General features: G+C 69.7%; 8 protein-coding genes and 4 pseudogenes. 6 read left to right on the top strand and 6 right to left on the bottom strand.

Annotated features, from left to right (window positions below):
- The first annotated feature begins 35 nt into the window (after nt 1-35).
- The 3 genes from AC060L_RS34720 to AC060L_RS34730 are packed head-to-tail and all read left to right on the top strand — an operon-like array spanning nt 36 to nt 2,638.
- A complete protein-coding gene (locus AC060L_RS34720) occupies nt 36-1,100 on the top strand; it encodes a type III polyketide synthase (protein WP_483802962.1) in 1,065 nt (354 codons plus the stop codon).
- 6 nt (nt 1,101-1,106) lie between these two features.
- The gene (locus tag AC060L_RS34725) at nt 1,107-1,628 is read left to right on the top strand and encodes an isoprenylcysteine carboxyl methyltransferase family protein (RefSeq protein WP_483802963.1); all 522 of its coding nucleotides are present in this window, start codon (nt 1,107-1,109) and stop codon (nt 1,626-1,628) included.
- Nucleotides 1,625-2,638 carry an NAD(P)/FAD-dependent oxidoreductase gene (locus AC060L_RS34730; protein WP_483802964.1) on the top strand — a complete coding sequence of 338 codons (1,014 nt, stop codon included), beginning with the start codon at nt 1,625-1,627 and terminating at the stop codon, nt 2,636-2,638. The genes AC060L_RS34725 and AC060L_RS34730 overlap by 4 nt, the downstream gene beginning before the upstream one ends.
- 364 nt (nt 2,639-3,002) lie before the next feature.
- On the opposite strand, the gene AC060L_RS34735 is transcribed toward AC060L_RS34730, so the two are convergent.
- The gene (locus AC060L_RS34735) at nt 3,003-4,475 is read right to left on the bottom strand and encodes an NF041680 family putative transposase (protein WP_483802965.1); all 1,473 of its coding nucleotides are present in this window, start codon (nt 4,473-4,475) and stop codon (nt 3,003-3,005) included.
- 414 nt (nt 4,476-4,889) lie between these two features.
- Here AC060L_RS34735 and AC060L_RS34740 point away from each other — a divergent pair.
- Nucleotides 4,890-5,745 (top strand): annotated as a pseudogene (locus tag AC060L_RS34740) (aconitase family protein).
- A 40-nt stretch (nt 5,746-5,785) separates the two neighbouring features.
- On the top strand, nt 5,786-6,133 hold the full coding sequence (locus AC060L_RS34745; protein ID WP_483802970.1) for a 3-isopropylmalate dehydratase small subunit: 348 nt from the start codon (nt 5,786-5,788) through the stop codon (nt 6,131-6,133).
- Nucleotides 6,134-7,084: 951 nt separating this feature from the next.
- Here the strand turns inward: AC060L_RS34745 and AC060L_RS34750 are convergent.
- The 5 genes and pseudogenes from AC060L_RS34750 to AC060L_RS34770 form a co-directional block, all read right to left on the bottom strand.
- A pseudogene (locus AC060L_RS34750) lies at nt 7,085-8,274 on the bottom strand (IS110 family RNA-guided transposase).
- Between the two features lie 157 nt (nt 8,275-8,431).
- Nucleotides 8,432-8,695, bottom strand: coding sequence for a hypothetical protein (locus AC060L_RS34755; RefSeq protein WP_483802966.1), 264 nt, complete (start codon nt 8,693-8,695; stop codon nt 8,432-8,434).
- 273 nt (nt 8,696-8,968) lie between these two features.
- Nucleotides 8,969-9,656 (bottom strand): annotated as a pseudogene (locus AC060L_RS34760) (transposase family protein); the annotation flags it as partial.
- Between the two features lie 140 nt (nt 9,657-9,796).
- Nucleotides 9,797-10,579: a GNAT family N-acetyltransferase gene (locus tag AC060L_RS34765; RefSeq protein WP_483802967.1), complete on the bottom strand. Its 783-nt coding sequence runs from the start codon at nt 10,577-10,579 to the stop codon at nt 9,797-9,799.
- A gap of 78 nt (nt 10,580-10,657) precedes the next feature.
- Nucleotides 10,658-10,822, bottom strand: a pseudogene (locus AC060L_RS34770) (transposase); the annotation flags it as partial.
- Nucleotides 10,823-10,963: 141 nt separating this feature from the next.
- Here AC060L_RS34770 and AC060L_RS34775 point away from each other — a divergent pair.
- Nucleotides 10,964-11,794 carry a M55 family metallopeptidase gene (locus AC060L_RS34775; RefSeq protein WP_483802968.1) on the top strand — a complete coding sequence of 277 codons (831 nt, stop codon included), beginning with the start codon at nt 10,964-10,966 and terminating at the stop codon, nt 11,792-11,794.
- Nucleotides 11,795-12,624 lie beyond the last annotated feature (830 nt).

The following is a 12,624-nucleotide window of genomic DNA, read 5'->3' on the forward strand; positions in this document are numbered from 1 at the left end:
GTGATGAATGGTCAGCTCGACCCTATGCTGGCCCGATGACCAGAGTCGCCGCCGTCCACGGGGTCCTCCCGCCGTACCGGTACGAACAGGGCGAGATCACCGAGGCCCTGGCGGCGATCTGCCTGCCGCAGGACGCGGAGCGCGGCGTCCTGGAGCGGCTGCACGCCACCGCCACGGTGGGCACCCGTCACCTGGTCCTGCCGCTGGAGCAGTACCGGGAGTTGAGCGGGTTCGGGCAGGCCAACGACCTGTTCATCGAAGCCGGCGTGCGGCTCGCCGAGCAGGCGCTGACCGGCGCCCTGGCGGCGGCCGGGCTGGCGGCCGAGGACGTCGACCTGGTGATCTCCACCTCCGTGACGGGTATCGCCGCGCCCTCGCTGGAGGCCCGGCTGGCCGGGCGCGTGGGCCTGCGCCCGGACGTGAAGCGGGTGCCGATCTTCGGTCTGGGCTGTGTCGCCGGGGCCGCAGGCCTGGCCCGGCTGCACGACTACCTCTTGGGCCATCCCGATCAGGTCGCGGTCCTGCTCTCGGTCGAACTGTGTTCCCTGACCCTGCAGCGCACCGACACCTCGGTGCAGAACATGGTGGCCGGCGCTCTCTTCGGTGACGGCGCCGCCGCCCTGGTGGCCGTCGGCCGGGAACACCCGAGCCGCCAGGAGTACGCGGGTCCGGAGGTGGTGGCCACCCACAGCCGGCTGTACCCCGGCACCGAGCGCGCGCTGGGCTGGGACATCGGCGACACCGGCTTCAAGATCGTGCTCGGCGCCGAGCTGCCCGAGCTGGTCCGCCTGCACGTCGGCGAGGACGTCCGCTCCTTCCTCGCCGAGCACGACCTCAAGCCGCCGGACGTCACCGGCTGGGTCGCCCACCCGGGCGGCCCCAAGGTCCTGGACGCCCTGCGCGAGGCACTCGGGTTGGACGACCGGGCACTGGAACTGACCCGGCGTTCGCTGGCCCGGGTCGGAAACCTCTCCTCCGCCTCCGTGCTGCACATCCTGCGCGACACCCTCGCCCTGCGCCCGCCGCCGCCCGGCACGCCCGGCCTGCTGCTCGCCATGGGGCCCGGCTTCTGCTCCGAACTCGTCCTGCTGCGCTGGTAGGTCCACGTGTCCCCCTACACCCTGCTGATCCTGCTGGTGACCACCGAACGCCTCGCCGAGCTTGCCGTCGCACGCCGCAACGCGGCCTGGAGCCTGGCGCGCGGTGGCATCGAGTACGGGCGCGGCCACTACCCCGTGATGGTGCTGCTGCACACCGGGCTGCTGGCCGGCTGCCTGGCCGAGGTCCACCTCGCCCACCGCCCGTTCCCGCCCGCCCTCGGCTGGCCGATGCTCGCCCTGGCACTCGGCGCCCAGGTGCTGCGCTGGTGGTGCATCCACGCGCTGGGGCCGCGCTGGAACACCCGGGTCATCGTGGTGCCCGGCCTACCCCTGGTCACCACGGGTCCCTACCGGCTGCTCAGCCACCCCAACTACCTCGCCGTCGTTGCCGAAGGGGCCGCGCTGCCGCTCGTCCACGGCGCCTGGCTCACCGCAACCGGCTTCACCCTGCTCAACCTGCCGCTGCTCGCCACCCGGCTGCGCTGCGAGAACGCCGCCCTGACCCGCTGCACACCGGTGCCGGCGTGATCGACCTGCTGATCGTCGGCGGCGGCCCCGCAGGCCTCGCCACCGCGATCCACGCCGCCCAGGCCGGGCTCGACGTGGCGGTCCTCGAACCACGCCCGGCACCGATCGACAAGGCCTGCGGCGAGGGCCTGATGCCCGGGGCCGTCCGCGCCCTGGCCGAACTCGGCGTCACACTCGACGGGTACCCGATCCACGGCATCCGCTATCTGGACCAGCGCCACCTCGCCGAGGGCAGGTTCCGGCATCAGGTCGGCATGGGCGTGCGGCGGACCGTCCTGCACGCTGCCCTGCACCGCCGGGCGGCCGACCTCGGCGTGCCCGTGCTGGCGAGGAAGGTCACCACCATCCACCAGGACAGCGGCAGCGTCACCGCCGCCGGCCTCGCCGCCCGCTACCTGGTCGCAGCCGACGGCCTGCACTCGCCCATCAGGCGGCAGTTGGGCCTGGAACGCCCCGACCCCCGACGCGCGCGCTACGGGCTGCGGCGGCACTTCGCGGTGGCGCCCTGGACCGACTGCGTCGAGGTCCACTGGTCCGCGCTCGGCGAGGCCTACGTCACCCCGCTGGCCCCCGAGTCGATCGGCGTGGCCATCCTCACCGGCGAGCGCCTGCCGTTCGACGAGCTGCTGGCCGCGTTCCCCGCCCTCCGCCACCGCCTCCCCACCCGGTCCGCCTCCGCCGTGCGCGGCGCCGGACCGATGCGCCGCCGCGTCCGGGCCCGGGTGGCCGGACGCGTCCTGCTGGTCGGCGACGCCGCCGGCTACATCGACGCACTCACCGGCGAAGGCATCTCCCTCGCCCTCACCGGCGCCGCCCACCTGGTGCGCTGCCTGCGCACCGACCGACCGTACGAGTACGAGCACGCGTGGCGGCGCTCCACCCGACGCCACCGCCTGCTCACCGACACACTGGTCCGCATCCGCGCCAGCTCCATGCTGGCCCCGGGAATCGTCCCGCTGGCCACCCGCGCACCAGCACTGTTCACCGCCCTGGTCAACCACCTCACCTGACCACGACGGCTTGGACTGCCGCCCGATCGCCGCCGGCTCCCGGATCCGGCCGGCAGACAGGGACCGGCGGCAATCGCACCCTGCCGGCTGCCGGCGCCCTGGGCGGGAGCGGAGTGCGGCTCGTGCTCGGGATGCCGTCCAACCCGCTCGGCCGTCCAACGGACGGCACACGAGAGCTCGTCCAGCGTCAAACCCGCCGCCTCCGCCAAGGAGCCAAGGTCATAGGGGGCGCGCAGGCGCCCGAGCCGCTCGGCCGCGACCGCGATCTGGCCAGCCCACAGCTCTTCCTCGACAAACGGCCGATGCTGATATCGCTCCACGAGAACTGCCAGATGCACTCGGCCACATGCCGTCAGCTTGTGATTTATCCGGTGCGGCGTGGTTTGGTGCCGACCTTGTGGTGAGCCGGTCGGCGGTAGGACTCGCCGGTGACCAGGAGCAGACCCACGTCGTAGCGGTTCGCGGGGCGGCGATTCTTGGAGCCGGGCGGGCGCCCGGGGCCGGGGCGAGCGGGTTTCGGCACTGCGGCCGGCGTTGAGGTTCTGGCGTGCAGGTGTCGGAATCCGCGTCGGACTCGGGCCGGGGTGAGCTTGTTCGGTTCGGCCGGCTTCTCCCATGGCCGTCGCAGGTCGGTGGTCAGATAGCGGGCGAGGCGGAGCTGGGTGCAGGCGGTGACGATCAGCCAGGTCCAGCGGTCCGCCGCCTCGGCTTCCCGCAGTCTCGGAGCGGTCCAGCCGAGTGTCTGCTTGATCATCCTGAAGAAGTGCTCGATGTCGAAGCGCCGCAGGAAGGTCTGCCAGGCCAGGTCGGTCTCCGCGGGATCGGCCACGGGCCGTGACCACCACAACCACAGCGGCTTGGGGTCGCCGCCGCTGGGCAGGTCGTCGCCCTGGAGGCGGATGACGGTGCCCTCGATGACCGGGAGCTGGCCGGGGTGGTCCCGCCAGGCGGCGCGCCCTTGCAGCTTGGGGTGGAGCCGGTCCCAGCTCTGGGCGTGGGCGGTGCGGTAGCGGGTGATCTCCGTCTTCCCCTCCGCGTCCGGGGCGCCCCAGGTCCTGGCGTCCTTGAAGATGAACTCGCTGCCATGCTTGGGCGGCCGCCCGGCGGCCGGGTTGGCCAGGGCGAACTCTGCACGGGTCGGTGCCGGGCGGCGCATCACCCGGTCCGAACGCAGACGTCCCAGGATCTCCACGGGCAGGTCGCGCAGCAGGTAGGCCAGCCGCATCACGTCGTAGCCCGCGTCGGCCACGATCAGCACCGACGGGTCGCCCGGACTCCACTGGCCGGCGGTGATCAGGCGCTCGACCAGGGCCCGCAGCTGTGCGGCGGTGACCGCGGCGAGGTCGTCGCCGGGCCGCAGCCGCACCGCATCCAGAGGAGCGACCCAGGAGGTCCGGCCCGATTCCAGGGCCACGACCCACGAGTAGGGCCAGCCCGGGATCATCTGGTGCTTGGCGTCGCCACGGCCGTAGGTGTGGCAAAATGAGCGGGCGTCGCTCGTGCCGGCGTCGGGCCGCAGCCACGGCGAGACGTCCACCGCCAGCACCAGACGGCCGTCGGCGGCGCGGGGCAGCGGCAGGTCGGCCAGCTCGGCCAGCTCGGCCCGCAGCCGGTCGACATCCAGGCGGCCCCGGTTCAGAGCGCCGTGGCCGCGCCGGTGCTCGGGAGCCAGCGCCAGGCCGACCAGGGTCTTCACCGGGCCGTCGGTGCACAGCACCGCATCGGTGAGCTCGAACAGGGCGTCGCGCCGTCCGGTCAGGCAGTCGTAGAAGACCCCCCGGAAGCGTGACAGTTCCGCGAACGGCTCGCACTGCACGCCCTGTTCCACCACACTCATCACTACGGCCTTCGCGTCAAGTCCTCTACCTCTTGGTCGAGTTCAGGATCACGCGAAGGCCGTTCTGCTGTCCCGGGAACACCCGGACGAGTGATCACCGGGGCCGCTTGTTCGAGGCCGCTGGATAGATCACAAGGTGAGACTTACCGCGCAGTACGCACCGAACCGGCACGACCTGAGCACGGCGCGCGACACCCCGCCTCCAGTGCGCTGAGCACCAAAGCGGCCTTGCCGAGAACGCCGACGCCGCTAGTGTTGCCCATATGCCGATACTGCAGTCTCAGTGAGCGAGACGCAAGTTCAATCTCGCGAGAAGACCGCCACCCTGGACGGAGCACCCCGGACAAATCCCCGGGGACCGGGCACCCAACGACCACGACCAGGCCAGCAGAGCGGCCGGCTGGATCGAACGCGATGGGACGGACACTGGCAGAGAAGGTCTGGGACGACCACGTCGTCCGGCGCGCCGAGGGCGAGCCCGACCTGCTCTACATGACCTGCACCTACTGCACGGGGTACCAGCCCGCAGGCCTTCGACGGCCTGCGCCTGGCCGACCGCCAGGTCCGCCGGACCGACCTCACGATCGCCACCGAGGACCACAACACCCCGACCCTGGACATCGACAAGCCGATCGCCGACCCGGTTTCCAAGATGCAGCTGGAGACCGTGCGCCGCAACGCGGCCGAGTTCGGCGTCCGGAACCACTCGCTGGGCGACGTCGAGCAGGGTGTCGTCCACGTGGTGGGACCGCAGCAGGGCCTGACCCATGGAGGCTCGGATGACCATCTGCAACATGTCCATCGAGGCGGGCGCCCGGGCCGGCATGATCACCCCGGACCGGACCACCTCCCCTACATGCAGGGCCGTCCGCACGCCCCGCAGGGCGAGGACTGGGACGCCGCGGTCGCCTACTGGGAGACCCTGGCCACCGACGAGGACGCGGTCTTCGACGCCGAGGTGCTGATCGACGCCAGCCGGCTGACCCCGTTCGTCGCCGTCGCCACCGCAGTGCTGGGCCACCTGGCCGCGCCCGCCGACCTGTCGACCGTCAATGTTCCCATGGAGAAGTTCACCACCCACACCGGCCGGGCCGTCCCGCTGCGCCGCAGCAATGTGGACACCGACCAGATCATCCCCGCCCATTGGCTCAAGAAGGTCACCCGCTCGGGTTTCGAGGACGGCCTGTTCGAAGCCTGGCGCAAGGACGAGTCATTCATCCTGAACCAGCCCGAGTACCGGGGGGCGACCGTGCTGGTCGCCGGTCCTTGAGTTCGACACCGGATCGTCGCGCGAGCACGCGGTCTGGGCGCTGCAGAACTACGGCTTCCAGGCCGTGATCTCCTCGCGATTCGCCGATATCTTCCGCGGCAACTCGCTGAAGAATGGCCTGCTGACCGTGGTGCTGCCGCAGCCGACGGTCGATCAGCCCTGGGAGCTGGTCGAGGCCGACCCGAACACCGAGATCACCGTGGCCCTGGAGGCGCGCGCGGAGGGCGCGGAGGGCGTGACCGCCGCGTTCGAGCTGGACGAGAACGTCCGTTGGCGCCTGCTCAACGACCTGGACGACATCAGCATCACGCTGGCGAACGCTGATGACATCACGGCCTTCGAGACGGCCCGGCCGATCTTCAAGCCCCGCGCCCAACCGGTCGCCTGACCACCGCAAATCCGATGGCCCGCCCCCTTCCTGGGGGCGGACCATCGGTCGTAGCGGGGGGGAGTTCACTCCTCACACCCGGTTGGGAGTACGTCCCGGATGCTGTCTCCATTTGCCGGAAGACGGGGCTCACACGTCACAACTCCGAGTTGATGGCACAATCAGAGCATGCACCGGCGGGGCAGATAGGAATAGATCACCGCCGCCCGCCACCCACCCAGAGAATTCCCAATGTGACATCAGGCCAATTTGTGCCATTTTATCGCAGGTCGATATATAAAGATCTAGCTCTTTTGAATGGCCTGACTTCGCTTTCCTTTCGTCAGCCCGTAGCCCTGGTCTGCAGCCGTAGCCGGCAGGCAGAAGCAAAGACCGTGCCCCATTCGGCGGCTGTTGATCGCAACCGAGACCGCCAAGCGCGATCTCCTGGAGGCGGCGCGGTGGTTGACCCGCTTTGTGTAGGACCTCGATGAGGGGCGACCGCCCCACGGCTGAGGTCACGGACGCGCAAATCCATTGCGACACTAGGGTGATTCGCGCGTCTGGCAATTGAAGGTCCGCAAACACACGCCTAGCGTGTGAATTGAGCAGAAGGGCCCCAACCGGATCTTTGGCGAGAAGGGTCGGGGCCCGTTCGGCGATCACCCGTGCTTCAAACAAGGAGGTCACCACTGTGAAGGATATGTCCAAGGAAGGGGCAGGTGCGGGGCCTAGTCCGCGTGTCGCCCAGAACGCGGTCCAGCGCTACAAGAAGCAGTTTGTCAGTCGGATGGTCAGCGGAGCCGGGTCCGCGCTGGGAGCTGGGGCCGTCGGCCTCCTGTTCTGGTGGCTGGAGCGGCTCGGCTGACCATCGACACGACCGCTCGCGCCCTTCCGCGCCCGCCCGGGCGCGGAAGGGCATGCCACCCGGCTGTTCGAAGCCGGACGTTAAACGACTTCCCAATGCGGATGTCAAACGGTGAGCGTGACTGATGGTGCCGGTTGATAGAACGCTCCGTTACGGATCATCGCCCAGAGGACGTTGGCCCGGCGGCGAGCGAGGGCGAGCACGGCTTGCTTGTGGCCCTTCCCCTCGTCGCGTTTGCGCTGGTAGTAGGCCCTCGATGCCGGGCACGATCTGATGCTGGCCATGGAGGACAGGTAGAAGGCCCGGAGGAGGCCACGGTGGTGGCGGCGAGGGCGACGCATGTTGCCGCTGACGCGTCCAGAATCTCGTGGCACGGGGGCCAGGCCGGCGAAGCCGGCCAGGCGGTCCGGTGTGCCGAACGCGTCCATGTCGCCACCGGTCGCGGCGATGAACTCGGCACCGAGCAGGGTGCCCATCCCGGGCATGCTGCGGATGATCTCTGCGTGTGGATGGTCACGGAAGCGTGCTTCGATGAGGGCGTCGAGCTCGGCGATCTCCTCGTCGAGGGCGATGATCCCCTTCGCGAGGCGGGCCACCATGGCGGCAGCCAGCTTCTCGCCTGGCAGGGAAGCCTGCTGGCCGACTGCTGCCTCGACCGCGGTGGCGGCGATGACGGCGGCGTTCTTGACTTTGCGGTTCCGAAGCCAGGTCTCGATGCGCTTCGCGCCGCTGCGTCGGATAGCGGCCGGGGTCTGGTAGCGGTCAGCAGCATGACCGGGCCCCGGTTTGTCACAGTAAGCGTTCGCTCCAACGCTGGGAACATCTCCAGGAGTTGGGCCCGGATCCGGTTGATCTGCCGAGTACGGTCGCAGATCAGGTCGGTGCGGCGTCCGGTCAGCGTGCGCAGGTCGACCGCGATCTCGTCGCCGGGCCGCAGGCGGCCGAGGTCGTTGCGCATCCGGGCCTGGTCGGCGATGACGAAGGCGTCCTTGGCGTCCGTCTTGCCCTGGCCGCGGTAGCCGGCGGATGCCTGGTGGACCGCCAGGCCGGTGAGGTAGACCATCGGCTGGCCGTGGTCCAGCAGCAGTCCGATCAGCAGGGCCGCGCCGCCGTGGTTGATGTCCACCGCCCACAGGACGTCGGCGGAGATCGCGAGCACGTCGCTGATCAGTTCCAGCAGGACCGTCTCGTCGTTCAGGACCCGGCGCGACAGGAGTCGCTTGCCCTGGGCGTCGATCACCACGCAGTGGTGATACTCCTTGCCGATGTCCACTCCGGCCCATATCTGGGGCACGGTCACCTCCGTCAGCTCGTCGTCTCACATGACTCCCAGCAGACGACCTCGCCGGCGTTGTCCTACGAAGCGATCAAGTCGCGTATCCCAATTAGCGGTCGAGTCGTCGCGGAGCTCCGGGCGGCCAAGTCGTCTGGGCCATCAGGCGGCGACAAGCTCACAGCCATACCCGTAACCCCTGGGCTTCCCCGATCCTACGAATGATCAGATCCGACCCGCTTGAAAGGTAGGACAAGGTCAGGAAGCGCTGCCCGTCGAACCTCCGGTCGGTGCCATGAACGAACGAAGAATCCAGGACGAGAGCGAAGATCTCAGGATCGTCAGTGGGAGGGGAGCCGCACAGGTCGCATCGGCGGGACACCCCCGGACTCGAAGGCTCCTCGCCCGCCTCGCCCACCTCGATCGCGTCGCCAGCGTCCATGCCTCTGGTGTAACCAGGCCCGCCCGGATAGGCCAGCCAGGCCAGGCGTACGGGTGCCTGTGCGAGGACCAGCCCACGGGAGCACTCACCTACGAACTGTCCTTGCGCCAGACGACGAAGATCCACGCCACCGCCGACCACGAAACCGCACGCTCGGATCGACAACCGCGGACCTTGCTCCCCATCCCCGGATCACAGACAAGGCTGAGCCGAGAACTCCGAACCTCGTCTTCGAACGTCAGGCGACCGCCCTACTCAGCGAGCCGCCCACGTCACCCAGGAGTTCGTGCGCTCCACCACCCAGCGGCCGCGGGCTTGGATCGGGGTATTCACGCCGCGCGGGGCGATGTGGGCGCCAATCCCGCGCTCGGCCAGGTGGTCGTGGACCGGGCGGTAGTCGTAGCCGGCGTCCAAAGCCAGGCGCGGATGCTCCGGCAGGGGGCCAAGGGCCGGTTCCAGGGCAGTGAAGCGGTCGAGGGTGGCGGGCAGCAGGGTGTCGTCGCGAATGTTGGCGGGTGCCGGCTCGATGACCGAGGTATGCCGGCGCCATCGGTCAACTGCGAGCGCTCAGGCCGAGTTTGGCTCGATCAACTGGACTCTTGTCAGCGCATTCACCGCCGGAGGGTGCCTTTGCGATGCAGCCGTCGGCACTCAGGCGGTCGAGTTCGAGGCCAACCACGCGGTCGTAGGCGGCGAGCACGAGCAAGTGGAGCTGGCCCATCACGCCGGCGGCGGCCCACTCGTCGCGGCGGCGCCGCATGGTGGTGGCCGAGCATTGTTCGTCGGCGGCTCGTTCGTATCCGCAGCCGAAGACCAGGACCTGTACCAGGCGGCCGAAGACGATGGCGTCGCTGATCCGGGGCCGGTGGCAGCCGAGTGGGTGCCGGTCCTCACACGGGGACAGCAGTGCGAGCAATTGGTCTCGCATCGGGTCGGGAATGCATCCTGGGATAGCAGGCAGGGATCCCCCCGGTGATCATGAAGTGCAGAGAATTCCATGATCGGGTGAACCGTGCCTGCTCTGCTCACCACTTGAAATGCCTGCTGGCAGAAGCTCCCAGCCCGAGCGTAGCCCCGCCGGCGAGGCCGGGCAGCAGGGGATCAGCTCAGCGGGACGGCGTAGATCGGCTCCTGACCGAAGGACGTGAAGCCCGCCTTGCGCAGGATCGGGGCCGAGGTGACCACGTCCCCCTTCACCAGGGCCATCGTCGCGCCGTGCGTCGTCGCGTAGGACAGCCGCGCCTCGACGAGCGCCCGGTAGATGCCCCGGCCGCGTTCGGTGGGCACCACGCTCCCACCCGACAGCCGTGCGACACCGTCCACCAGCGAGAGGCCGCCGAAGCCGACCGGCGTCCCGTCCACGTAGGCGACCAGCATGCCGCCACCACCCGCGGCGACGGCGGCCGCGTGCTTGGTGGCCGCTGCCTCGATCTGCTCGTCGGGCGGCAGCGCCCCACCGAACCCGGTGACCGCGACCGCCGATCCGTCCCGTGCGGTCTCGAAGTCCGTCGCCCACCGCATCGTCATGTCCGCCGTGGGCGGCGGCAGCGCGGGCACGTCCTGGCTCAGGTCCCTGGCCAGGACCTCCGCGGTCAGCTTCACCTGCCCGCCGCGCGCTGTCAGCTCGGCGGCCAGCCCGGCTGGAGCGCCGAGCCCCACCTCCCAGTCCAACACCGGCACTTCGAACGCCCGCGCCCGCTCGATCACCGCGTCCACGGCCGGACCGAGCGGCCCGGTCGGTGTGAAGGCGAGCACCGAGAGGTCCCAGGCGAAATGCTCGGGCAGCCGCACGATCGTGAACTCGTCGCCCTCGACGACCTCCGCATCGTCCGGGGCCCACATCCAGGCCGCACTCGCGGCCGCAACATCAGCAGCTCTTAACATGCGCCGCATCCTAACCGTCCCGTCGTGGCCGCCCGGCGGTGCCAAACCCCGGGGCCCGTGGTGGGGCCACTACCGGCGACCGAACTCGGAGGGCATCTCCCGCCCCTGGGCGCCGGAGCGAAACCGCCAGATCACTCCCTCGAACTGGTCGCGCAGTCTCTCTGGATAGGGACCGTACTCGCCGATCGGCAAGTACGTCTCGATGAACATCCACTGCCCATCAGTGAGTTGCCTGCGCGACACGCACGGCGTCCTACCGTGTCGCACCTTCAGGCGGGCGCAAAACCGCAATACTGATCACAACACACACAGGCCCTAGTGACGGGGAACCAGGCGAAGAGCGGTTGACGTCTCCCAAGCGATCAAGCTTGAGGAGATGACCCAGTGCGGATCTACATCAGCGTGGACATGGAAGGCGTCACAGGTCTCGTGGACGCCGACGACGTCCAGCCGGGCGGCCGGGACTACGAGCGTGGACGGCTGATGATGGCGGAGGACGTCAACGCCGCCATCAGAGGCGCCCTCGGGGCCGGCGCCACCGACATCACCGTCAACGACGCGCACGGCCCGATGCGCAACCTCCTGCCCGAGTCGCTGCACCCGGCGGCGCGTCTCATCCGCGGAAAACCCAAACAGATGGGCATGCTCGAAGGCCTCACCCCCGAGCACGACGCCGTGATCTGCGTCGGCTACCACGCGCGGGCCGGTGCCCTCGGCGTGCTGAGTCACAGCTTCATGGGGCACGAGATCGAAGACATGTGGCTGGACGGTCGGCCCGTAGGTGAGGTAGGCCTGGCACACGCCACCGCGGCCGCCATCGGCGTGCCGGTGACGGCCCTGACCGGTGACGACCGTGCCTGCACGGAGATGACGGAATGGGACGCCTCGGTGACGACCGTGGCCGTGAAGTACGCGCGGGACCGGTTCGCGGCAGATCTGCGCCCGGCGGAAGAAGCGCGTGCCGCAATCGAGCAAGCGGTCGCTACAAGTCTCTCCGTACCTCCGAAGGCCCCGGTCATCGATGCGGCCCCATCCACTCTCACGGTCCGCTGGCAGTCGGCTTCCGTGGCCTCAACGCTTCTGGGAATTCCAGGGGTCACCTCGGTCGATGCCCGGACCGTCCAGGCTCAGGGCAGCCAGCCCGTCCTCTACCGGCTGTTCGGCGTGTGGACGCGAGTGGCAGCGTCCCTGACCAACCAGCAGCCGTACTGCTGACCGCACGTTCCGCCCCTGGTCCGGATCAGGACGCCGCAGTCAGAGGCCTCCGGGCCTTCGCAACGTTCACTGACAGCCGGGCCCAACGTTCTTGGCCGGTGGGGTCGTCCGCGGCGAGGTCGGCTCGATGGTCGCCGTCCGCCGTGCCGGCGGAGGAGCTGGTGCAGGCGGGGTAGTCTCCGATCCAGCGACGCCTCTGCTCAGGCATGCACTATCAGGCGAACCCGTGCCGACGAACGGCTCGGCACGCTGGCCCTATGGCATGCGGTAGCGGGCAGGATCGATCTCGCGGGCCTGGAGATCGACGGAGCTGACAGGGCGCATCTCGATGACGGTCGGCCGGCCCGGGCGCCGCCCTTCGCCGACCTCGTGCACGGCGGGCGGAGCCGGCGGAGCGGGCGGAGCGGAGGAGTCGGGCCGTGGCCGACGCCGAGGCTCGCCGGGAAACACAGGACCGGTCGCACCGGCCGCACCCAGGATGTCCGCAAGTCGCTGCGCAGCCTCGTCGGGCAACGGCAGCTCTCGGCAGCGGGCGTGACCCGGACTCACTTTGACGGCTCCGCCGTCGGCATCTGCGGCCCTCAGGCCTGCGATCTCCTGTGTGCGCACACCTTGCTGGACCAGAGCCAGGATGCGGTCGGTGTCGGTACGGGAGGCCCAGTCGGCCTGCGCCACCCCGGCCGGGAGGATCAGCGGGTCCCGCTCGGCCTCGATCTCGTCCCCGTGTCGAGCCCGGCCTCGAAGTGCCTGTTCCGTCTGCTGCCGCGTGTCCTCCGTCACGCAACACACGCTACCCGTATCGCGTGCTACACGGCACTGGGTCCGGTCGA

This window comes from Kitasatospora sp. NEAU-69, from assembly GCF_057158765.1.